The sequence below is a fragment of the Microbacterium sp. bgisy189 genome (assembly GCF_965345345.1).
Lineage (GTDB): Bacteria > Actinomycetota > Actinomycetes > Actinomycetales > Microbacteriaceae > Microbacterium.
In genome coordinates, this window is record NZ_CBDRMZ010000007.1 from 130,157 (window position 1) to 151,586 (window position 21,430).

General features: G+C 68.6%; 28 protein-coding genes and 1 tRNA gene. 21 read left to right on the plus strand and 8 right to left on the minus strand.

Annotated features, from left to right (window positions below):
- Window positions 1-22: 22 nt before the first annotated feature.
- From ACSF8R_RS10515 to ACSF8R_RS10570, 12 genes are all read left to right on the plus strand, one after another.
- Window positions 23-1,720: a CTP synthase gene (locus ACSF8R_RS10515; protein ID WP_434811829.1), complete on the plus strand. Its 1,698-nt coding sequence runs from the start codon at window positions 23-25 to the stop codon at window positions 1,718-1,720.
- Window positions 1,713-2,357, plus strand: a complete 645-nt coding sequence (locus tag ACSF8R_RS10520; RefSeq protein WP_434811830.1) for an NUDIX domain-containing protein — start codon at window positions 1,713-1,715, stop codon at window positions 2,355-2,357. The genes ACSF8R_RS10515 and ACSF8R_RS10520 overlap by 8 nt, the downstream gene beginning before the upstream one ends.
- The gene (gene xerD / locus ACSF8R_RS10525) at window positions 2,354-3,277 is read left to right on the plus strand and encodes a site-specific tyrosine recombinase XerD (protein WP_434811831.1); all 924 of its coding nucleotides are present in this window, start codon (window positions 2,354-2,356) and stop codon (window positions 3,275-3,277) included. Before ACSF8R_RS10520 ends, xerD begins: the two co-directional genes overlap by 4 nt.
- 82 nt (window positions 3,278-3,359) lie before the next feature.
- Entirely contained in the window at window positions 3,360-4,244 is an 885-nt protein-coding gene (locus ACSF8R_RS10530) for a ParA family protein (protein WP_434811832.1), read from the plus strand.
- Window positions 4,228-5,079: a segregation and condensation protein A gene (locus ACSF8R_RS10535; protein WP_434811833.1), complete on the plus strand. Its 852-nt coding sequence runs from the start codon at window positions 4,228-4,230 to the stop codon at window positions 5,077-5,079. Before ACSF8R_RS10530 ends, ACSF8R_RS10535 begins: the two co-directional genes overlap by 17 nt.
- Window positions 5,069-5,677, plus strand: a complete 609-nt coding sequence (gene scpB, locus ACSF8R_RS10540; RefSeq protein WP_434811834.1) for an SMC-Scp complex subunit ScpB — start codon at window positions 5,069-5,071, stop codon at window positions 5,675-5,677. Before ACSF8R_RS10535 ends, scpB begins: the two co-directional genes overlap by 11 nt.
- Window positions 5,674-6,477 carry a pseudouridine synthase gene (locus ACSF8R_RS10545; protein WP_434811835.1) on the plus strand — a complete coding sequence of 268 codons (804 nt, stop codon included), beginning with the start codon at window positions 5,674-5,676 and terminating at the stop codon, window positions 6,475-6,477. The genes scpB and ACSF8R_RS10545 overlap by 4 nt, the downstream gene beginning before the upstream one ends.
- Window positions 6,474-7,595: a prephenate dehydrogenase gene (locus ACSF8R_RS10550; RefSeq protein WP_434811836.1), complete on the plus strand. Its 1,122-nt coding sequence runs from the start codon at window positions 6,474-6,476 to the stop codon at window positions 7,593-7,595. Before ACSF8R_RS10545 ends, ACSF8R_RS10550 begins: the two co-directional genes overlap by 4 nt.
- Window positions 7,588-8,259 (plus strand): (d)CMP kinase, encoded by a 672-nt coding sequence (gene cmk / locus ACSF8R_RS10555; RefSeq protein WP_434811837.1) that lies wholly within the window; start codon window positions 7,588-7,590, stop codon window positions 8,257-8,259. Before ACSF8R_RS10550 ends, cmk begins: the two co-directional genes overlap by 8 nt.
- Window positions 8,256-9,782, plus strand: a complete 1,527-nt coding sequence (gene der / locus ACSF8R_RS10560; protein WP_434811838.1) for a ribosome biogenesis GTPase Der — start codon at window positions 8,256-8,258, stop codon at window positions 9,780-9,782. Before cmk ends, der begins: the two co-directional genes overlap by 4 nt.
- 34 nt (window positions 9,783-9,816) lie before the next feature.
- A complete protein-coding gene (locus ACSF8R_RS10565) occupies window positions 9,817-10,713 on the plus strand; it encodes an NUDIX domain-containing protein (RefSeq protein WP_434811839.1) in 897 nt (298 codons plus the stop codon).
- Window positions 10,710-11,120 carry a DUF2809 domain-containing protein gene (locus ACSF8R_RS10570; RefSeq protein WP_434811840.1) on the plus strand — a complete coding sequence of 137 codons (411 nt, stop codon included), beginning with the start codon at window positions 10,710-10,712 and terminating at the stop codon, window positions 11,118-11,120. The genes ACSF8R_RS10565 and ACSF8R_RS10570 overlap by 4 nt, the downstream gene beginning before the upstream one ends.
- Window positions 11,121-11,230: 110 nt before the next feature.
- On the opposite strand, the gene ACSF8R_RS10575 is transcribed toward ACSF8R_RS10570, so the two are convergent.
- The 6 genes from ACSF8R_RS10575 to ACSF8R_RS10600 all read right to left on the minus strand — a co-directional run bounded on the left by ACSF8R_RS10575 (window position 11,231) and on the right by ACSF8R_RS10600 (window position 15,650).
- On the minus strand, window positions 11,231-11,623 hold the full coding sequence (locus tag ACSF8R_RS10575) for a hypothetical protein (RefSeq protein WP_434811841.1): 393 nt from the start codon (window positions 11,621-11,623) through the stop codon (window positions 11,231-11,233).
- Between the two features lie 17 nt (window positions 11,624-11,640).
- Entirely contained in the window at window positions 11,641-13,347 is a 1,707-nt protein-coding gene (locus ACSF8R_RS10580) for a hypothetical protein (RefSeq protein WP_434811842.1), read from the minus strand.
- 84 nt (window positions 13,348-13,431) lie between these two features.
- On the minus strand, window positions 13,432-13,791 hold the full coding sequence (locus ACSF8R_RS10585; protein ID WP_434811843.1) for an RNA-binding S4 domain-containing protein: 360 nt from the start codon (window positions 13,789-13,791) through the stop codon (window positions 13,432-13,434).
- On the minus strand, window positions 13,788-14,495 hold the full coding sequence (locus ACSF8R_RS10590) for a lysoplasmalogenase (protein WP_434811844.1): 708 nt from the start codon (window positions 14,493-14,495) through the stop codon (window positions 13,788-13,790). Before ACSF8R_RS10590 ends, ACSF8R_RS10585 begins: the two co-directional genes overlap by 4 nt.
- A 73-nt stretch (window positions 14,496-14,568) precedes the next feature.
- Window positions 14,569-15,078 (minus strand): O-acetyl-ADP-ribose deacetylase, encoded by a 510-nt coding sequence (locus ACSF8R_RS10595; RefSeq protein ID WP_434811845.1) that lies wholly within the window; start codon window positions 15,076-15,078, stop codon window positions 14,569-14,571.
- Window positions 15,075-15,650, minus strand: coding sequence for a GNAT family N-acetyltransferase (locus ACSF8R_RS10600; protein ID WP_434811846.1), 576 nt, complete (start codon window positions 15,648-15,650; stop codon window positions 15,075-15,077). The genes ACSF8R_RS10595 and ACSF8R_RS10600 overlap by 4 nt, the downstream gene beginning before the upstream one ends.
- A 111-nt stretch (window positions 15,651-15,761) precedes the next feature.
- Between ACSF8R_RS10600 and ACSF8R_RS10605 the strand changes: the two genes are divergently transcribed.
- A tRNA-Pro gene (locus ACSF8R_RS10605) sits at window positions 15,762-15,835 on the plus strand.
- 18 nt (window positions 15,836-15,853) lie between these two features.
- Here the strand turns inward: ACSF8R_RS10605 and ACSF8R_RS10610 are convergent.
- Window positions 15,854-17,158, minus strand: a complete 1,305-nt coding sequence (locus ACSF8R_RS10610) for a site-specific integrase (RefSeq protein WP_434811847.1) — start codon at window positions 17,156-17,158, stop codon at window positions 15,854-15,856.
- A gap of 28 nt (window positions 17,159-17,186) precedes the next feature.
- Window positions 17,187-17,900, minus strand: a complete 714-nt coding sequence (locus ACSF8R_RS10615; RefSeq protein ID WP_434811848.1) for a hypothetical protein — start codon at window positions 17,898-17,900, stop codon at window positions 17,187-17,189.
- A 61-nt stretch (window positions 17,901-17,961) separates the two neighbouring features.
- Here ACSF8R_RS10615 and ACSF8R_RS10620 point away from each other — a divergent pair, with 61 nt between their 5' ends.
- The 8 genes from ACSF8R_RS10620 to ACSF8R_RS10655 all read left to right on the plus strand — a co-directional run bounded on the left by ACSF8R_RS10620 (window position 17,962) and on the right by ACSF8R_RS10655 (window position 21,390).
- Window positions 17,962-18,204 carry a helix-turn-helix domain-containing protein gene (locus ACSF8R_RS10620; protein WP_434811849.1) on the plus strand — a complete coding sequence of 81 codons (243 nt, stop codon included), beginning with the start codon at window positions 17,962-17,964 and terminating at the stop codon, window positions 18,202-18,204.
- 44 nt (window positions 18,205-18,248) lie between these two features.
- A complete protein-coding gene (locus tag ACSF8R_RS10625) occupies window positions 18,249-19,007 on the plus strand; it encodes a helix-turn-helix domain-containing protein (protein WP_434811850.1) in 759 nt (252 codons plus the stop codon).
- A gap of 106 nt (window positions 19,008-19,113) precedes the next feature.
- On the plus strand, window positions 19,114-19,251 hold the full coding sequence (locus ACSF8R_RS10630) for a hypothetical protein (RefSeq protein ID WP_434811851.1): 138 nt from the start codon (window positions 19,114-19,116) through the stop codon (window positions 19,249-19,251).
- A complete protein-coding gene (locus tag ACSF8R_RS10635; protein WP_434811852.1) occupies window positions 19,248-19,604 on the plus strand; it encodes a helix-turn-helix domain-containing protein in 357 nt (118 codons plus the stop codon). Before ACSF8R_RS10630 ends, ACSF8R_RS10635 begins: the two co-directional genes overlap by 4 nt.
- Window positions 19,601-19,972 (plus strand): hypothetical protein, encoded by a 372-nt coding sequence (locus ACSF8R_RS10640; protein ID WP_434811853.1) that lies wholly within the window; start codon window positions 19,601-19,603, stop codon window positions 19,970-19,972. Before ACSF8R_RS10635 ends, ACSF8R_RS10640 begins: the two co-directional genes overlap by 4 nt.
- A complete protein-coding gene (locus tag ACSF8R_RS10645; protein ID WP_434811854.1) occupies window positions 19,965-20,243 on the plus strand; it encodes a hypothetical protein in 279 nt (92 codons plus the stop codon). Before ACSF8R_RS10640 ends, ACSF8R_RS10645 begins: the two co-directional genes overlap by 8 nt.
- A complete protein-coding gene (locus ACSF8R_RS10650) occupies window positions 20,240-20,731 on the plus strand; it encodes a hypothetical protein (protein ID WP_434811855.1) in 492 nt (163 codons plus the stop codon). The genes ACSF8R_RS10645 and ACSF8R_RS10650 overlap by 4 nt, the downstream gene beginning before the upstream one ends.
- Complete coding sequence (locus ACSF8R_RS10655; RefSeq protein ID WP_434811856.1) at window positions 20,728-21,390, plus strand: hypothetical protein; 663 nt, start codon at window positions 20,728-20,730, stop codon at window positions 21,388-21,390. The genes ACSF8R_RS10650 and ACSF8R_RS10655 overlap by 4 nt, the downstream gene beginning before the upstream one ends.
- The last annotated feature ends 40 nt before the right edge of the window (window positions 21,391-21,430 follow it).

Sequence of the window (21,430 nt, forward strand, 5' to 3'; positions counted from 1 at the left end):
CTCGCTGATAGGATGAAAGCCCGTGACGGACACTTCTGACGCGGGCATCATTTCGAACGACACCACCAGGCACATCTTCGTGACCGGAGGTGTCGTTTCGTCGTTGGGCAAGGGTCTCACGGCCGCGAGCCTCGGCAATCTGCTGACCGCGCGCGGACTGCGCGTCGTCATGCAGAAGCTCGACCCCTACCTCAACGTCGACCCGGGGACGATGAACCCGTTTCAGCACGGCGAGGTCTTCGTCACCGACGACGGCGCCGAGACCGACCTCGACATCGGCCACTACGAGCGGTTCCTCGACATCGAGCTGAGCCAGGCCGCCAACGTCACCACCGGGCAGATCTACTCGCAGGTCATCGCCAAGGAGCGCCGCGGCGAGTACCTCGGTGACACGGTGCAGGTCATTCCGCACATCTCCGACGAGATCAAGCGCCGCATGCGTCTGCAGGCAGACGAGACCCCGAAGCCCGACGTCATCATCACCGAGGTCGGCGGCACGGTCGGCGACATCGAATCGCAGCCCTTCCTCGAGGCCGCGCGTCAGCTGCGTCACGAGCTCGGCCGCGACACCGTCTTCTTCGTGCACGTCTCACTCGTTCCCTTCATGGGCGCGTCCGGCGAGCAGAAGACCAAGCCCACCCAGCACTCGGTCGCAGCGCTCCGCCAGGTCGGCATCCAGCCCGATGCGCTCGTGCTGCGCAGCGACCGGCCGGTGAGCGAGAGCAACCGCAACAAGATCGCGCTCATGTGCGATGTCGACGTCGACGGCGTGATCAACACGGTCGACCTGCCGAGCATCTACGACATCCCCTCGACGCTCAACGAGCAGGGCCTCGACGCGTACATCGTGCGACGTCTCGGCCTGTCGGCGAAGGCCGGCGACGTCGACTGGACGCGCTGGAACACTGTGCTCAACGCCGTGCACAACCCCAAGCACGAGGTGACGATCGGTCTCGTCGGCAAGTACATCGACCTGCCCGACGCGTACCTCTCGGTGACTGAGGCGCTCAAGGCGGGCGGGTTCGCGCAGGAGACGAAGGTGCAGGTCACCTGGATCCCCTCCGACCTGTGCGAGACGCCCGAGGGTGCCGCGAAGGCACTGGGCGGCGTCGACGGGATCGTCGTGCCCGGAGGCTTCGGTATCCGCGGCATCGAGGGCAAGCTCGGCGCGCTGCGATTCGCGCGTGAACAGGGTATTCCGACGCTCGGCATCTGCCTCGGCCTGCAGTGCATGGTCATCGAGTACGCCCGCAACATGGCAGGTCTCGAAGGCGCCTCCTCGACAGAGTTCGACCCCGACACGCAGTACCCCGTCATCGCGACGATGGCCGAGCAGGTCGACATCATCGACCACGGCGACATGGGTGGCACGATGCGGCTCGGACTCATGGCGGCCGACCTCGCCGAGGGGTCTCTTGCCGCCGAGGTGTACGGCTCGACGACCGCCTCGGAGCGCCACCGTCACCGCTACGAGGTCAACAACCGCTACCGCGACCAGATCGCCGAAGCCGGGCTCGTCTTCTCGGGCATTTCGCCCGAGCGCGGCCTCGTCGAGTACGTCGAACTGCCGCGCGAGGTGCACCCGTACTACATCGCGACGCAGGCGCACCCTGAACTGCGCTCGCGCCCGACCGAGGCCAACCCGCTGTTCCGCGGACTGGTTGCCGCGGCCCTCGACCGTCACCGCGCGTCGGAGCTGTTCGAGGTCGAGGATGACTGATTCCGGCATCCTCACCGACGACCCGGCGGATGCCGAGGTCATCGCGACCGAGACCGTCTATCGGGGCCGGGTGTGGAACATCCGGCGCGACGAGGTGCGCTACGGCGGCGGCACCATGGTGCGCGAATACATGGACCACACCGGCGCCGTCGCAGTGCTCGCGCTCGATGACGAGGGCCGTGTGCTGCTGATCAAGCAATACCGGCATCCGGTGCGGGTGCGCGACTGGGAGATCCCGGCCGGGCTGCTCGACGTCGCCGAAGAGGACGCGCTCGCCGCCGCGCAGCGCGAACTGGCCGAGGAGGCCGACCTGGTCGCGGACCGGTGGGACGTGCTGGGGGAGTTCTACACCACCCCCGGTGGGTCGGATGAGGCGATCCGCATCTACCTCGCCCGCGACCTGCGCGACGCCGACGAAACGTTCGCGCGCACCGACGAAGAAGCCGACATCGAGAAGCGGTGGGTGCCCCTCGACGAGGTCGTCGACGCGATCCTCGACCGGCGGCTGCAGAACCCGTCGCTCGTGGTCGGCGCGCTCGCCGCGCACACCTCCCGTTCCCGCGGGTGGGCCTCGCTCGCCCCGGGGGACGCACCGTGGCCGCGCCGCTCGCGCGCGATCGGAGCGGGCCAGGCGTGAAGCTCGACCGTGCCGTCGACGCCTATCTGCGGCACATCACGATCGAGCGCGGGCTGTCGGACCACACCGTCGCCGCCTATCGCCGCGATCTCGCCGGCTACGTCCAGTGGCTTGCCGCCGAGGGCATCGACGAGCCCGCCGCCGTGACCGCGCAGCTGGTCTCGCGCTTCGCCGCCGAGCGGGCGTCGGCCGACCCGCCGCCCGCCGCGACGTCGCTCGCCCGCCTGCAGTCATCGGTGCGCGGGCTGCACCGCTTTCTGGTGCGCGAGGGGGTCACGACCGAGGACCCGACCGGTCGCCTCCGCCCGCCCAAGACGCCGCAACGGCTGCCGAAGGCCCTCACGATCGATCAGGTCACGGCGCTGCTGGATGCCGCGGGTCCCGAGCCCGGCGCAGTCACCGAGACCGACGTCGTGCGCCTGCGCGACCGCGCCCTGCTTGAGCTGCTCTACGCGACGGGTGCGCGCGTGTCCGAGGCCGTCACCCTCGACGTCGACGACCTCGCGCACGGTGACGTGCTGCGGCTGCGGGGCAAGGGCTCGAAGGAGCGGATCGTGCCGGTCGGTTCCTATGCCCGGGCGGCGATCGAGGCGTACCTGGCCCGAGGCAGACCCGAACTGTCGCGGCGGGGAGCCGCGACACCGCGACTGTTCCTGGGTGCGCGCGGGGCGCCGCTGTCACGCCAGAGCGCGTGGCTGGTGATCCAACAGGCTGCCGAGCGCGCGAAGCTCTCGGCGCACGTGTCGCCGCACACGCTACGCCATTCGTTCGCGACGCACCTGTTGCAGGGGGGCGCCGATGTAAGGGTCGTGCAGGAACTGCTCGGCCACGCCTCGGTCGCGACGACGCAGATCTACACGCACGTCACGGTCGACGCGCTGCGCGACGTCTACCTCACGTCGCACCCGCGCGCCCGCTGATGTCAACGTCGGCGCGGATCCGGGCTTGCGAGGCGGTCTGTGACAGAATCAGGGGCACGAAACCGAGAAAGCAGGAGTGTTGGTGACGCAGAAGACGCGGGGGACGAAGCAGGCCCCCACGGATGACACCCCCATCGGGCCCACCGGTCGCCCGTACCAGGGCTTCGCGACCCCTCCCAAACTCGACGGGCACGGCCCTGCGCGCATCATCGCGCTGTGCAACCAGAAGGGTGGCGTCGGCAAGACGACGACCACCATCAACCTGGCCGCAGGCCTCGCCTCATACGGCCGCCGCGTGCTGGCCGTCGACTTCGACCCGCAGGGTGCCCTCTCGGCAGGTCTCGGCATCCATACGCACGACGGCCCGACCATTTACGATCTGTTGCTCGACACGAAGCGCGACCCGCGTGACGTGATCGTGGCCAGCGAGGTCGAGGGCCTCGACGTCATCCCTGCCAACATCGACCTGTCGGCGGCCGAGGTGCACCTCGTCAACGAGGTCGCCCGCGAGACCATCCTCGCGCGCGTGCTGCGCAAGGTGTCGGGCGACTACGACGTCATCCTGATCGACTGCCAGCCCTCGCTCGGCCTCCTGACCGTCAACGCGCTGACGGCCAGCCACGGCGTGCTCATCCCGCTCGAGTGCGAGTTCTTCGCGCTGCGCGGTGTCGCGCTGCTGATCGAGACGATCGACAAGGTGCGCGATCGCCTCAACCCGTCGATCGAACTCGACGGTGTGCTCGCCACGATGTACGACCCGCGCACGCTGCACTCCCGTGAGGTGCTGGAACGGGTCGTCGAGGCCTTCGGCGATGACGTCCTCGAAACGGTCATCGGCCGCACCGTGAAGTTCCCCGACGCGTCGGTCGCCGGCATCCCGATCACCAAGTTCGCGCCCGAGCACCCGGCCGCCCAGGCCTACCTGCGGCTGGCGCGGGAGCTCGTGGCCCGTGGCGCCGTCGCCTGACGAGCCCGTCGAGAGCGACGGCGACGAGCCCACCACCGAGGCCGCACCCGACGAGTCCGGCTTCCGCGTCTCGCTCGGGGTCTTCGACGGCCCGTTCGACCTGCTGCTCACACTGCTCAGCAAGCATGAGCTCGACATCACTGAGATCTCACTCAGCAAGGTGACCGACGAGTTCATCTCGTATCTGCGCGGTCTCGAAGACGAGGAAGAACTCGAGCAGGCCAGTGAGTTCCTGGTCGTCGCCGCGACCCTGCTCGACATGAAGGTCGCGGGCCTGCTGCCCCAGGGCGAACTGGTGGATGCCGAATCCGTCGCCCTGCTCGAGGCGCGCGATCTGTTGTTCGCACGGCTGCTGCAGTACCGCGCGTTCAAGGAGGTCTCCGCGTGGTTCGGCCGGTGCATGGTGCGCGAGGACCGCCGTCACGTGCGCGCCGTGCGCCTCGACGAGAAGTACCGCCGCGCCGTGCCGGAGCTCGTGTGGACCCTTTCGAAGGAGGACTTCGCGGCGATCGCGATGCTCGCCTTCGCGCCGAAGGAGATCCCGCATGTGGGCCTCGACCACCTGCACGCGCCGCTCATCTCGATCCGCGAACAGGCCGCGGTCGTCGTCACGCTGCTGCGCGACAAACGGCAGCTGACCTTCCGCGAGCTGGTCGCCGGTGATGCGCAGCCGGGGATCGTGGTCGCCCGTTTCATCGCGGTGCTGGAGCTGTACCGCCACGCCGCCATCTCGTTCGAGCAGTTCGAGCCGCTCGGCGAGCTCACCCTGCGCTGGACCGCCGAGCGCTGGTCCGAAGAGAACCTCGCTTCGTTGGGAGCCGACTATGACCGATGAGACCGTGACCGAGCCGGACGAGGCGCCTGTCGTGCGCACGTCTGCCGACGTGGCGCGACGCCTGGAGGCGATCCTGCTGGTCATCGACGAGCCGCAGAGCCTCGTCCACCTGGCGACCGCCGTCGGCGCGCCGGTGCCCGCCGTCCGTCAGGCCGTCGAGACGCTCGTCGCCGACTACGACGGCGAGAGCGGGGGACCGCGCCGAGGATTCGAATTGCGCGAAGTGGGCGGTGGCTGGCGACTGTACGTGCGCGAGGAGCACGACGACCTGGTGAGCGAGTTCGTCAACGCACAGGCACCGTCGCGCCTGTCGCAGGCGGCGCTCGAAACACTCGCCGTCATCGCGTACAAGCAGCCCGTCACCCGCAGTCAGGTCGCCGCGATCCGGGCCGTGAACGTCGACTCCGTCGTGCGGACGCTCGTGGCCCGCGGGCTCATCACCGAACAGTTCACCGACCCCGAGACCGGGGCCATCAACTACGGCACGACCGACGCGCTGCTCGTGAACCTCGGCATCAACTCGCTCGACGAGCTGCCGCACATCTCGCCGCTGCTCGACGACGGTGCCGACGGCTTCGAGGGTGAGGTGCTGCGATGAGCTTCGAAGAGCCGACCGGCGTGCGCCTGCAGAAGGTGCTCGCGAACGCCGGCGTCGCCTCGCGCCGCGTGTGCGAGCAGTACATCGCTGAGGGACGCGTTCGCGTGAACGGCGAGGTGGTCACCGAGCTCGGCACCCGCATCGACCCCGAGCACGACCTCGTCGACGTCGACGGCACTGCCGTGCAGCTGGACGCCACGAAGCGGTACGTCGTGCTGAACAAGCCGACCGGTGTCGTCAGTTCCATGAAGGACGAGCAGGGGCGCCCCGATCTTCGCCGCTTCACGAAGGACTGGGAAGAGCGGCTGTACAACGTCGGCAGGCTGGATGCCGAGACGAGCGGCCTGCTCGTGCTCACCAACGACGGCGAGCTCGCGCACGTGCTCGCGCACCCCTCGTTCGGGGTCACGAAGGTGTACATCGCGAAGGTGCGCGGCACCGTCACGCCGCAGACGATCCAGCGGCTCCGCAAGGGCGTCGAGCTCGAAGACGGTCCGATCGCGGCAGACAAGGCGCGGTTGCTCGATGCGTCGGGTGGGACGAGCCTGGTCGAGCTGACCCTGCACTCCGGCCGTAACCGGATCGTGCGGCGGATGATGGCAGAGGTCGGCCACCCCGTGATCGATCTGGTGCGCCGCCAGTTCGGGCCGCTCCACCTGGGGACGCTCCCAGCGGGCAAGGCCCGTGAATTGACTACAGTGGAACGCGGCGCGCTGCTCACCCTCGCGCGCCAGGCCGCCCCGTCCGAGGGCGCATCCGCACCCGCTTCGGCGGAACCGTCTCGCCCGGAGTCACCGTGACCATTGCTTCCGCCCCCGCGCGTGCGCGCGCTGCGCGCACCGGTGGCACCGTACGCATCGTCGGCGCCGGCCTGCTCGGTTCGAGCGTCGGCCATGCGCTGCGGGGCCTCGGGGTCGATGTCGTGCTCGCCGATGCGTCGCCCGCGCAGCTCAAGCTCGCGATCGACTACGGGGCAGGGCGCGCGGCTGCCGACGGCGATGCGCCCGGCCTGATCGTGGTCGCCGTGCCGCCGGATGTCATCGCCGACGTCGTCGAACGAGAACTGGCCGACTATCCGGGTGCCGTCGTCACCGATGTCGCGAGCGTCAAGCTCGAACCGCTCCGTACGTTGCGCGAGCGCGGCGTCGACCTCACCCACTACATCGGGTCGCACCCGATGGCCGGTCGTGAGCGCGGCGGCGCGATCTCTGCGCGTGCCGACATCTTCGTCGGTCGGCCGTGGGTCGTCTGCCGTGACGAGGAGACCCCCGCCCGCGACCTCGCACTCGTCGAAGGGCTCGCGCTCGACCTGGGTGCCACCCCGATCGAGATGACCCCCGAGGAGCATGACCGCTCCGTCGCGCTCGTCTCGCACGTGCCGCAGCTCGTCGCGAGCCTGCTCGCCGGTCGCTTCGTCGACGCCCCCGGTGATGCGATGCGCCTCGCAGGCCAGGGGGTGCGCGACACCACCCGCATCGCGGCATCCGCACCCGAACTGTGGGTGCAGATCCTCGGCGCGAATGCGCAGCCGGTCGTCGACATCCTCGACGCGCTCGCCGCCGACCTCGGTTCGGTCGCCGACGCGCTGCGTGACCCCGACGGCCCCGGCGCCCGCCGCGCCGTCGCCGACACGATCCGCCGCGGAAACGACGGCGTCGAACGCCTGCCGGGCAAACACGGCCAGAGTCGGCGCTTCGAGCCGCTCATCGTCATGGTCGACGACACCCCGGGCCAATTGGGGCGCCTGTTCGGCGACCTCGGCGACCTCGGCGTGAACGTCGAAGACCTGCGCCTCGAACACTCTCCGGGTGCACAGTTCGGTCTCGCCGAGATCAGTGTCGTCCCCACCATCGTCCGCCAGGCCGTCGACGGGCTCACCGAGCGCGGCTGGAAGATTGCGAGCACGACCAATGACTGACACCCTCATCATCGCGATCGACGGGCCAGCGGGCAGCGGAAAGTCGAGCGTGTCGAAGCAGGCCGCGCGTGCGCTCTCGTATGGTTACCTCGACACCGGGGCCGCGTACCGGGCGCTCGCCTGGCACGTGCTGGCCCGCGGCACCGACACCGCTGACGAAAGCGCGGTGCTCGCCGCAGCCGATGACTTCGACTACGCCATCTCGCTCGACCCCGATGACTACTGGGTGCGTGTCGGCAGCGACGACGTCACCGCCGCGATCCGCGAGCCCCGCGTCTCGGACGCGGTCAGCGGGGTCGCCCGTGTGCCGGCCGTCCGCGAGACGGTCAACGCGCTGTTCCGTCGCCTCGTGGCCGAATCCGGCCGCCCCGGCGTCATCGTCGAAGGTCGCGACATCACCACCGTCGTCGCCCCCGACGCGCCGGTGCGCATCCTGCTCACCGCCGCACCCGAGGTGCGCGCGGCGCGACGCAGCGCCGAGCTCGTCGGTCACGACGCGCAGCAGGTGGCAGCCGCGCTGCACCAGCGCGACGCTTCCGACAGCAAGGTCGTCGACTTCCTTACCGCCGCTGAAGGCGTGAGCGTCGTCGACTCGTCGGATCTTGATTTCGACCAGACCGTGGATGCCGTCTTGGGCGTCGTCCGGACAGGAGTGCAGGGATGAGCCCGGCAGAAGAAGAGTACGAGGGCGGCCCCGACCAGCTCGCCGAGAAGCTCGCTGAGATCGACGACGAGCTCGCCGACCAGCGCGCCGAAGCCCTGCGCGCGTCGCTTGCCGACTACGAACTCGACGATGAAGACGCCGACCTGCTCGCCGGTCTCACCGCCGGAGGAGAGCCCGTCGAGGTGCTGCCGGCGCTGCCGGTCGTCGCGATCGTGGGGCGCCCCAACGTCGGCAAGTCGGCCCTCGTCAACCGCATCCTCGGCCGCCGCGAGGCCGTCGTCGAAGACACTCCCGGGGTCACGCGCGACCGCGTCATGTACAAAGCCGAGTGGATGGAGCGCCGCTTCACTCTCGTCGACACCGGCGGGTGGGAGCCGGATGCCAAGGGCATCGACCGCTCCGTCGCCGCGCAGGCGGAGGTCGCGATCGACCTTTCCGACGTCGTGCTGTTCGTCGTGGACGCGATCGTCGGCGCCACGTCGACCGACGAGCAGGTCGTGCGCCTGCTGCGCAAGGCGAACAAGCCCGTCTTCCTCGTCGCGAACAAGATCGACGATGCGCGACAGGAGCCCGAAGCCGCCGCGCTGTGGAACCTCGGACTCGGAGAGCCGCACCCCGTCTCGGCGATCCACGGTCGTGGTGTCGCTGACCTGCTCGACGAGGTCGTCAAGGTGCTGCCCGAAGTCTCGGCGGTCGCCAAGAACGAGATCGGCGGCCCGCGCCGGGTCGCGATCCTCGGCCGTCCGAACGTCGGCAAGTCGTCGCTGCTGAACAAGGCCGCCGGTGAAGAGCGCGTCGTCGTCAACGAGCTCGCGGGCACGACCCGTGACCCGGTCGACGAGATCGTCGAGCTCGGCGGTAAGATCTGGCGGCTCGTCGACACCGCCGGCATCCGTCGCCGCGTGCACCTGCAGCAGGGTGCCGACTTCTATGCGTCGCTGCGCACCTCGGCCGCGCTCGAGAAGGCCGAAGTCGCCGTCGTCGTGCTCGACGTCTCGCAGTCGTTGAGCGAGCAGGACGTGCGCATCATCGACCTCGTGCTCGAGTCCGGTCGTGCGCTCGTGCTCGCCTTCAACAAGTGGGACCTGCTGAACACCCCCGAACTCGAGAACCAGGACCGCCGCCGGTACCTGGAGCGCGAGATCGAACAGGACCTCGCGCATGTCGCGTGGGCGCCGCGCGTGAACATCTCGGCGCGCACCGGGCGTCACCTCGACAAGCTCGTGCCGGCGCTCGAGACGGCCCTGGAATCGTGGGATCAGCGCATCCCGACCGGCAAGTTCAACGCGTTCCTCGCAGAACTCGTCGCCGAGCACCCGCATCCGCTGCGCGGCGGCAAGCAGCCTCGCATCCTGTTCGGCACGCAGGCCTCGACCCGGCCGCCGACATTCGTGCTGTTCACGACCGGCTTCCTCGATCCGGGCTACCGCCGGTTCATCCAGCGGCGCCTGCGCGAGATTTTCGGCTTCGAGGGCACCCCCATCGTCACCAACATGCGGGTGCGTGAGCGCCGCCAGCGCTGACGTCGGTGCTGTGCAGGTGTGACAGGCTGGAGCGGTGACGATCGTGCCGCCTTCACCCGGTGAGCCGCGACGCCCGCACGGGCCGCGTGACCCGGGTGATGCCTGGGTCGTCGCCGACGACGGCACACGCTTCTGGGGACGATTCGGTGCTGCCGGACTGCTCGCGGTGGATGCCGAGCGCGGTGTGCTGCTGCAGCATCGGGTGTCGTGGAGTCATCACGGCGACACGTGGGGGCTACCCGGCGGCGCGCGTCACGAGGGCGAGTCCGCCGTCGATGGCGCACTGCGCGAGTCGGCGGAGGAAGCCGGGGTGCCGGTCGGCGCGGTGCGACCACGCTTCATGAGCGTCTACGACGTCGGCGTCTGGTCGTACAGCACCCTCGTCGCCGACGTGACCACGCCGTTCGAGCCCGTCATCAGCGACCCCGAAAGTCATCAACTCGCGTGGGTGCCTGTCGCCGAGGTCGACACGTACCCGCTGCATCCCGGGTTCGCCGCGTCGTGGAACCACTTGCGCGCCCTGCTGCCGGTGCGACCCGCCGTCGTCATCGACGCCGCGAACGTCGTCGGATCGGTGCCCGACGGGTGGTGGCGTGATCGCGCCGGTGCTGCGGCGCGGTTGCTCGACACGATCGCCGCGTGGGCGCGCGAGGGCGTGGATGCCGGTGGCCTCGACCTGCCGGAGCATCGCTGGTTCCCTGACGTGCACGTCGTGCTCGAAGGCGCGGCGCGGACGGCATCCGATATCGACGGGCTCCGTGTCGTGCGCGCCGCAGGCGAGGGCGACGACACGATCGTCGAGACCGCCGCCGACCTCGCTCGGTCGGGGCGTTCGGTCACGGTTGTGACGAGCGATCACGGGCTCGCCGATCGCGTCCGCGCCGGCGGTGCCTCGGTGCGCTCGGTGTCGTGGCTGCGAGAGCAACTGTGAGCGCGAATGACGCACCTGTCGGGCCGGCGCCGCGTGCCCGACGCATCGTCGGCGCCGTGCTGCTGCTGCTCGCGGTGACCGCGGGGCTGCTCGTGCACTTCGCGCTGCCCGACAACGCGGCGACCGACATCTTCGGCGACGTGCTGTACGCGGCAGCGGTCTCCCTCGCGCTGATGATCGTCGCGCCGCACTGGGTGCCGCCGCAGGTCGGGTTCGTGGCCGCCGTCTGGTGCCTCGCGGTCGAGCTCTTTCAGGGGACGGGACTGCCCGTGCAATGGGCGGCGGACTTCCCGCCGATCATGCTCGTGCTCGGCACGGTCTTCGACTGGCGCGACCTGCTGATGTACGGCCTGACGATCGTCTTCGTCACGGTGCTCGACACGATCATCTGGCGCCGTCGCCGCTGAGGTCAGTCGCGGCGTGCGCCCCGCGAGGCGGCGGATTCGTTCGCGCCGAACGGTCGGTCCTGCTGGCACTCCTCGCACCTCGGCGCGAACGAATCGAGTGGGGTTCGACGTCACCCCAGGGCGGATACGGCGACCTCGGACGGAGAGGCAGCCGCAAGCCTGCGGCGCAGGGATCGGACGAGCACGCGCATCCGGCTGCGCGACCAGACCAACCCGGCCCCCTTTCCGACCAGTGCCGCACCGGCCAGGTAGAGGAGCACTTGCCACCACGCGAACGGCGCCGAGAAGCCGGTTGCGATCGCACCGACGACGCTGATCGCCAGAGTTGCCATGACTGCTGCCGATCCCTGCGTGCACCCGCAGGCCGCGTAGTGCCGATTGAGGTCGCGTTCGATCCGGCGGTCCGACAGGATACCGCCGAGTTCGATTGCGTCGGTGCCAGCAGGCAGCCGGCGCTGCGCGAGCGATTCCAGGCTTGTGTGGTCGTGCACGATGTAGCGCATGATTCCTCCTTCGCGGGTCAGGGCAGGATGTCGTCGCGGGCGCGCGGCGTCGCCGTGATCCAGCGCCACACCGCATCGGCGTCGTCAGCGGTGAAGTTCGCCTCGCCGGTCGTCAGCAGATAGTTCACGAGCGTGGGACCCCACTCGGTGCCAAGGTTCGGCTTCCACATGATCTCGCCCGGATGCGTGTGCCCGTCGTGATCCAACCCGACGTAGTGCCCGACCTCGTGGGGTGGCACGTACTGGAAGACGGTCTCCGGGAAGCGGTCGCGGAAGGTGACGCCCGAGGGTCCGACGGCGTCGAGGTCTGGACGGTACCAGGTGGCCAGTCCGTGCAGCCCGGTGTCGACGTAGCCGAAGACGGCGATCAGCGGGACGCGCGACAGGTCGTCCTCGCCGGCGCGCCCGACCTCACGGAGCAGGTCGGTCTGTACCGATCCGTCGTCGATACCGGCATCCAGCGGCACGTATCGGGGCTCGGTGACCAGGAGATCGGCGACGTCGCCGAACGTGAACCGCACGCCCACCTGCGTGCCCTTTCGGGCGGTCAGCTCGAGCCGGCGGCGGAAGGTCTGGGTCTTCAGGGCGTACACCGTGAACGACGCGACGGCGTCTGCGCCGTCGGACAGGAACGTGTCGAGGTCGGTCTTGGTGACCCTGCTCGTCGTGCCGGTGTAGACCACCTCGCCCTCGAACTGGTTGCCGGTCCACTTGCCTTGGCACGATGTGAACCGCCCCGCCACTGCGTACAGGTCGATCGCGCCTTCGCGGTGCAATCTGTGCAGGAAGTCGCCGGATCGAATCGCGAGGCGATGAGGCTCGATCGCCATCGGGACGCCACGCAGTTCGCCGTCGAGCCCGATGCGCGCGCGGGAGCGTTCGCGTCGCTCCGGGTCGTCGCCGAACGTGTTGCCGAGGTAGCCGTCGATGAGTCGGGCCAGGTCATCCCTGGCCAACTGCTCGGCGGGACCGACATAGAACACGGAGCCCAGCACCCGGGTGACACTCGTGATCACCCGCAGCACGTTGAAGATGCCAAGGCCCTTCTGGATGCGGCACCAGTCCAGACTCAAGATGCCCATCACGAGGTCTACGACGCCTTGCACGGTGTCCTGTATCCAGTCCACGACGTCGGCGGCCCAGTCGAGAAGCCCCTTGAATGCGCCGAAGATTGCGCCGAACACGCTGCACATCGCCTTGCCGTAGATGCAGAACGACATACCGATGCCCGCCAGGAACGCGCCGGCTTCGCGGAGGATGCTCGCGATGTCGCCGATGAGATCGACAACGAGATCGAGCAGGCCCCCGACGGCGTCGAACACGTCGTTGACGAGATCCCATAGTGCCGACAGCGCGCGCAGGGGATCGGTGAACAGGCAGACCAGGAAGGTCACCACCCGCGTGATCACCTTCAGCACGAGGTCGACCACGACGCCCACGACGACGGTCACGATCTTGCAGACCAGGTATGACACCCATTTGACGATCGTGACGACGACCCAGGTCACGACGCGGACCACGATGGTGACCAGCCAGCAGAACCACTTGTTGCAGCAGGCGCACCACCACTTGCACTTGTTCTTCTTGCAGCGCTCCTCGGTCTTCTCGACCCAGTCCTCGATCGGCTTGCTGACCTGCTCCTCGATCTTCCGCTTCATCGTCTCGCACGCTTCGCGCGCCTCCGTGATGAAGCGGTTGACGGGCACAAGGACGTTCTCGGTCACCCACTTCGACACTTCGCGACAGACCACGTCGTCCACCCCCTTGCAAAGAGGAGGGCGAGCGCCGCGCCGTGATACGCGATCGCTTCAGTCGCGGCCGCGCAACCGGTCGATCTCGCGGCGCTCGCGCTTGGTGGGTCGTCCGGCGCCGCGATCGCGGACGGCCAGCTGCGCGACCGGTTCACGCGGTGGCGTGCGATCGTCGACCGCGAGGGCTGCGACGGGGGCGCCGACGCGCTTGGTCAGCAGCTGGCGGACCACGAGGATGCGGTCGAAGCCGGCGATCCGCACACGCAGTTCGTCGCCGATCCGCACCGGTTGGGCGGCTTTCGCCTTCTCGCCGTTGAGGCGTACATGGCCCGCGCGACACGCAGTCGTCGCGGCTGAGCGGGTCTTGTAGACGCGCACCGCCCACAGCCAGGCGTCTGCGCGGACCGAATCCGTCATGCCTCGGCCTTCGGTGCCCGCAACTGTCGCACGGCACCCCACGCGATGAGTCCCTGGCCGAGCGTGTAGGTGACCATGACGGTGACGCCCAACCACTCGGGCGTCTGCGGCACGAAGATCCGGAAGGCGAGGATCGTGTCGCTCGCGAGGAAGAACGCCCCGCCGAGGGCGACGGCGGGGGAGCACCGCGCAGACATGACCGCCGTGCCGCCCAGCACCAGTCCGTACACGGCCACGGCGACTGCGAGGGCGCCGAGCAGGGGCCACAGCACCGCGACGAGCACGATCCACCACACGGCATAGACGAGGGTCCACAGCGGCGGCCGGCGGACGGCGAGGTGCCGGGCGAACAGGACGACGTAGGCGACGTGTGCCAGGCCGAAGGCGAGGAGCATCGCCGGGAGTTCGTCGTCGAGCCCGGGGAAGAAGAATGCGGCGCCGTCGCCGAGCCACGACAGCACGATCGCGGCCAACAGGAGCCCGCCGGCGGGCGCGAGATCGGATCGCGTCGAAGCCGCGCCGAGGCGGATGCCGCGCAGGCCCCACAGCACAGCGAAGACGAGTGTCGGCATGAGGAGCAGCTTGGTCGGGTAGCTCCACGCGTGATCGAGCCCGAGGAGCACGACGTGGGCGAGCGAGACCAGAGCGTACGGCGTGAATCCCCAGGCGATCGTGGTGGGTCGGGTCTCGACGGCGGCGGTCACGTGGCTCCTTCGCGCGGACGGGCGGTGCACGGCGGCCATGGGCCGGTGTCGCCGCGCTCGACCAGACTAGTGCTCAGCCTGCGGCGATCCGCCGTTGCACGCGCTCGTGCATGGCGGCGTCGAACGAGACGATGCGCACCTCGTCCACGGCGGTCTCGGTAGCGAGGATCGTGGCGACGGCAGCGTCGACCGCGTCATCTTTCGGCCAGCCGTAGACGCCGGCGCTGATGAGCGGGAACGCGATCGAGGCGGCACCCAGTTCGTCGGCGACGGAAAGTGCGCGCCGATAGCACGAGACCAGCAGCCCACGATCACGTTCGCCCGCGCTGTGGTTGGGGCCGACCGTGTGGATGACCCATGTCGCGGGGAGGGCACCGGCGGTCGTCCACCCGGCATCCCCGGTTGCGAGGCCGTCGGGAAACCGGCGGATGCAGTCGGCGAGCACCTCGGGTCCGCCGGCGCGGTGGATGGCGCCGTCGACGCCGCCTCCGCCGCGCATCGCGGTGTTGGCGGCATTGACGATCGCGTCGACGCGCTGTGCAGTGATGTCGCCGAGCACGGCGGTGAGCGTGGGGCGGTTCACAGCGTGAGGCTCACGATCGGTCGCGCGGCGCCGGGGCGCGCGACCTCGGTGAATCCGGCGTCGAGGAACGTCGAGAGCGCGCCGTGGAACAGTTCGTTCGTGCTCGTCTTCTTCGCATCCGTGTCGATCGGGTAGCCCTCGACGACGCGTGCACCGTGCTCGCGCGCGTGTCGCACGGCGGCATCGAGCGGACGCGCGTTCAGGCCCTGCTTGCGGTGCTCGCGGCGCACCACGAAGCAGGTGATCGCCCAGACATCGGGGGCGTCGAGCGGTTCGGGTGAGGACGCGACGTTGCGGGTGCGTGCGAGCCGTGGCTGTGCGGGCCTGGGCGAGACCTTCACCCACCCGGCGGGTTCGTCGTCGACGTAGGCGATGAGCGCCGAGGTCGGCGCGGTGGCGAGATCGCCGCGAAGCCGTTCGCGCTTCTCATCGCGCGACGTGTCGTCGAACTCGCGACCGGTGAGCATGAACCACTGGCACCAGCAAGAGCCGCCGTCGCCGCCACCGGTCAGGGCGTGCTCCGCATCGGCGAAGCGTTCGGTCGTGGCGGGACGGATCGTGATCTCAGCCATGTCGTGACCGTAGCGGCGACGCCCGACATTCGGAAGGCCGGTCGTCGCACGATGGTTCGCGGCACCGCTCGAGAGCGGCTAGGATAGGGGAGTTGTCCGCAAGACGACATCCGGGATGTGGCGCAGCTTGGTAGCGCACTTGACTGGGGGTCAAGGGGTCGCAGGTTCAAATCCTGTCATCCCGACCGGGAAGAGGCTCGGAATCACGCAGAAATCGCGAGATTCCGAGCCTCTGTCGTTTCTGCAGCAGCACCCGAGTTGTGCACTCGTTGTGCAGTAGCGCGCGGAACGAGCGCTGAAGCGCTCTCCGCAGCACGTCGAGCAGCGTCACCGATCAGGTGCGTGTAGATGTCCGACGTGATCGAGATCGACGAGTGCCCGAGCCGCTTCGAGACGAGCGCGATGTCGGCACCAGACGCGAGCAGCAGCGACGCGTGCATGTGGCGCAGACCGTGCAGCGTCATCTCGGGTAGATCGGCAGCAGCGCGCAGTGAGTCGAACAGTCGCGTCACGTACTGCGGTCGCAGCGGCTCGCCGTTCTCGTACGTGAAGACGTAGCCGCCGCCCGGCCACGCGGCGTCCCACTGTGCGCGCTCGCCGCTCTGAGCGATCTGCCATGCGACGAGAGCACCGACAGCAGCGTCGTCGAGTTGCACGACGCGTCGACCCGCGCTCGTCTTCGGCGCGTTCTCGACGACGCCCGTCGACGTCTCGACACGAGTCGATCGGACGCTCAGTTCGCGACGCGCGAGATCGACGTCGACCCAGCGCAGGCCGACGAGTTCAGCGCGACGCAGACCCGTCAGCACAGCGACCTCGAAGAGCGCGCCGAGACGATGCTGCGATGCGTGATCGAGGAACGCGCCGACCTGCTGCGGCGTCCACGGCTCGAACTCGTGCGCGTCGACGTTCGGCAGACGCACGCCGCGCGCCGGGTTCGTCGCGATGATGTCGTCGCGCAGCGCTGCGGTGAGCGCACCCTGCACGACGGCGACGATGCGACGTACCGTGACAGCACCGCGCCCGTCTGCGATGAGCGAGTCGATGAACGCGCGCACGTGCAGACGCTTGATGTCGGTCAGACGCAGTCTCCCGAGCGCTGACGGCTTGATGTCGTTCGTGACGTAGCGGCGGTAGTTGTCGAGCGTCGACGGCTTGATGTCGCCGCGCTGCTCGCGACCAGTCAGCCATTCGTCGAGCCAGTCAGCGAAGCGCACGCGGCTCGTCTCGACGAAGTCGCCCGCATCGTGCTGCGTCTTCGCCTTCGCGAGCGCTGACTGCGCTGCGCGCTTCGTGTCGAATGTCGCGACGCGCGTCTGCAGACGCTTGCCTGCCGCGTCGAATCCGCGCGAGAGGTAGTAGCCCCACTTCCCGTGCTTCGCGCCGCTCTCGCGAGCGCTGACGAGCGCTGGGCACGCTCTCGCGATCTGCTCTGCTGTCGCGTGCTCGGGCAGATTGCCGTACGGCTTCCCGTCTGCGCGCTTGCACGCGCATCTGCTGTAGATCATCTGTCTTCCTCTCTTTCGGTTGGCCGTCTCAGTTGGACGGACGATTACGGGGCGCGCGACCCTGCGCCCAGATCTCTGCCGGGAGCGGCGCATCGCTGAGCGCATCCTTCGCCGCGACCGTCAGGGGAACGACGGGCGCCCACATCGGCGGCGGCTCGGCGCCGACAACCCGAGCATGCTCGATGTCCTCAGCGTGCATCGCTTCGAGTTCGACGCGAAGCGACTCAACCGCGCCCCGCCCTCGCGCGAGGATGCGAGCGCGCAGCGACTCGCTGACTTCGTCGCCCCGCGCCAGAGCGCGCCGCACAGCGTCGATCTCGTTCCGGTAGCGCGCTTCCGCATGCCGCTGCTCATTGAGCGCTTCGGCGGCGCGCTCGAACCGCTCGAAGATCACTGACTCGGGAATCGAGTCTGCGCCGCCCATCACAGCGTCGAGGCGCGCCACGATCGAGCCCTCCCCGTCACCGCCGAGATGCACGGGCGTCGGTGTGTCCACGATCTCGGCGACGGTGCAATGGAAGACATCGGCGGCTGCGACGAGTTCGGCGAACCGCATCGGCTGCTGCCCGCGCTCGACGCGCATGACGGCGGGCGGCTGCCAGCCCTGCCCGAGCCGTTCGCGCATCTGCCTTCCGAACTCGTCGATCGTCATCGGCTTCGGCGTCGTGGTCGTGCGCAGGTGCTTGATGCGGGCGCCGATCACTTCGTCAATCGGCTGTACTACTCGTTTGTTAGTAGGCATACACGCCACGATAGCAGAGCACGTATCGTCATGACTAGACACCCGACCAAAGGGGGACAACATGACCACCACAGACACGAAGCACGACACCGCGACGCCCGCGCTCGCTCGCGGCACGCTGACGCTCGATGACGTGCGAGGGCGCGCGACGATCTCGGTCGACGAGGCCGCATCGGTGCTCGGCGTATCGCGCTCGAACGCCTACGCGAGCGCTCGCCGGGGCGACACGTTCCCCGTGAAGCGCATCGGGCGTCGCCTGCTCGTGCCGGTGCCCGCGCTGCTCGCCTGGCTGGGCGAGTCCTGACAGATACGCGACTGAATCACTCGACGGAGGGCGAGACGCACATCATGACCACGACCCGAGCGCGCAGCACGCGCGACGGCTTCACGATGATCCCTGACTGGTTCGTCGAGAGCAGCGAGATCGCGCTGCACGACTACGCCGTGCTGATCGTCCTGATGAAGCACGCGCGCAGCACCGGGCAGTGTCATCCGGGCTTCGCGACGATCGCCGCTCAGGCGCGCATCTCGCGCGACAGCGTGAAGCGCGCGCTCCGCTCTCTCGAAGAGCGCGGGCTGATCGAGATCGAGCGACGTCGTGTCGGCACGAAGAACCTGCCGAACCTCTACACGCTGCACATCGAGCGCGCGCGGGTAGGTGCTCACAGCACCCACCCTGCAGATGAGCGATCGAGCGAAGTGGGTGCAGAGAGCACCCAGGTGGGTGCTGACAGCACCCAGGGGTGGGTGCAGAGAGCACCCCTAACGAGACTTAGCAACGAGACTCACGAACGAGACAAAGCGCACCGCTTCGCGTCGCGCGCCGATGACGACGTCGAAGCGACGAAGTCGACGAGAGCAGCGACTGCGTCTCAGCGTCGGTTCATCGACGATCTACGATCGCTGCTCGACATCGACGACGACGTCATCGTCGACAGCATCGACGACGCTCACGATCTGATCCGCGACTACTGGCAGCAGATCGAGCATCGACGCAGCCGCGACGAGTCGCTGCACGGTCGACTCGACGATCTCTCGCCCGCATCTCAGCGCTACGTGCGCGAGCACGGGCTGCTGCTCGACAACAGCGAACGGAGCGCGTCATGACAGCGCAACGGGTGCACTACTCGTGCACACACGACCAGGAAATCGCAGATCAGACGCGTGGCTCGTTGACTCAGTGTCAACCCTCCCGAGAGAGGATGACGACTGCATGAGCGCACCGATCAAGACCCCCAGGATCAATGCGCCGTGGCGCGAGCACACGACTGAGATCGCTGCAGCGCTGCGTGATCTCGCCGCGACGATCACACGACTGACCGAAGCCGCCAAGAAGGGAGAGCAGCAGTGAGCGACCTCAGACGAGAGATCGAAGCACGAGACGCGCAGCACGCGACGTCGTACTGGTTCGAGAGCGACGAGGCGATCGACGATCTCGTCGACGCGTACGAGCGTCTGCAGCAGAACGGCCCGTCGAGCGAGATCAGCAGCACGATCCGGCTGCTGCGCGAGCAGACGACGCTGACGATCGCGCAGACCGCGCTCGTGCTCGGCATCGACGAGCAGCACGCGCGCCAGTTCATCGAGAGCGGCGAGATCGAGACGCTGCGCATCGGGCGCACCGTGCGCGTGCTGACGCAGCCGCTCGCGCGTCTGCTCGGCGACACGTGCTCGCACTGCGGGCGGATTGGCGGTGAGTCGTGAGCAGCAGAACGTACGCAGCAGTTCACGCGCGACTGCGTCGTCGACGCGGTCGGGCAGTCGGGCAGCCGTGCGCAGCGCCAGAGTGCGATCGTCTCGCTACCGGCTGGGCGCTCGTGGGCGAGGCGATGATCTACGGCGAGCACGCGAGTCGTGCCGTGCGCTGGTCGACCGATCTCGACGACTACGCGCCGCTGTGCGACAGCCATAACGCGCTGCTCGATCACGGCGGCGACTGGGAGATGTGCCCGCGCGGACACGTGCGCGTCGTCTGGGGCAAGAAGCCGAACGGTCACTGTCGCGGGTGCGCTCGCGTGCAAGAGCGAGCGCGACGACGTCGTCTCGCGAGGAAGGAGAACGACGATGCGTGATCTGACGCTCTCTGAACTGCTGCAGCGCGCTCGCGTGCTCGTCGAGATGAAGCGCCCGTCGCTGCGCGAGGCGAAGACCCGGCGTGCTCGCGCTGTCAAAGCGTACGGGCAAGCGCTCGATCAGATGCCGCCGCGTCACGAGTTCGCGGTCAGCGCGTATGTGGCTGCTCTGACTGCTGAGGCTGCAGCGAACCGGGCTGATGCTCGCGAACTGCGCGAACTGCTCGCCGAGATCATCGCGCGAGCCACGAGAACGGAGAACAAGGCTTGAACGAGTCGAACAACGTTGGGGGCGATCGTCACAGCACGAGCGCCCGTCACGCCGCCGCCCAGCGGCAGAACGAAGCGCTGCGACTGCGTCTCGCGCGCATGTCGTATCGGCAGATCGCGCAGCGCGTCGGCTACGCCAACCCCGGCAGCGCGCATCGCGCCGTCGAGAAGGCGCTGAAGTCGATCCCGCGTGAGAACGCGACCGCGCTGCGCACGCTCGAAGTCGAAACGCTCGACGCTGCGCAACTCGCGATCATGCCGCGAGTTCTGCGCGGCGACCTCGTCGCGGTTGATCGGTTGCTGAAGATCATCGACCAACGCGCGCGACTGTTCGGCCTCTACGAGAACACGACCGACAGCGGCGTCGAAGAGTTCAAGGCCGTGCTCGTGCAATGGCGTCGATCGCTCGTCGCTGACGATCTCGACGACCCCGAAGAACCTCTGCCCGACGACCCCGTGCAGATCACCCAGAGAGAGGAAACACCGTGACCGACACGATCCCCTTCGCTGCAGCAGTGCAGCAGTACCGCACGGCGCTCGCGACCGCGATGCGCTTCAACGACGCGAACCTCAGCGAGCAGGGCAACGCGCAGCGTCGACGCGACATCGTCTCGAAGGCACGCGCCGATCTGCTCGCGAAGCGCCCGCTGCTCCCGCAGAGCGGCGAGTCTCGCGACAGCGTGCTCGCGTCGATGACCGCGACGACCGCCGACGAGATCGCTCGTCTGCAGCACGCACAGTCGAAGGTGCGCGCTCGACTCGACGCCGGTCAGCCGCTGTCGCGCATCATCGCTGACGCTGACGAGCAGACCGCGCTCGCGATCGCCGATCTCGTCGACACGCTCCCGCAGGTGCTGCAGTCGAACGACGGCGCAGCGATCGTCGACGAGACGCGCAGCCTCGTCTTCGACCGTCTCGCTGATCTCGGCGTCGAGCGTGCTGCGACGTCGCGCGACATGGCGCAGCGCAACGCGCCTGCGATCGCATGGCACGCTGCGATGACCGAAGCGGCCGAGCACGGCAACGCGTCGATCGGTGCATGGGCGAACGTGCATCGTGCCGACGCTGACGGCTACAACGCAGTGCGCGACTCGTTCGACGGTCAGGTCGACGAGTGGCTACGCCGACTGGATGCCACTGAAGGCTGAAGGCTGAAGGCTGAAGGCTGGAGGGTGGAGGCAGTTCGCG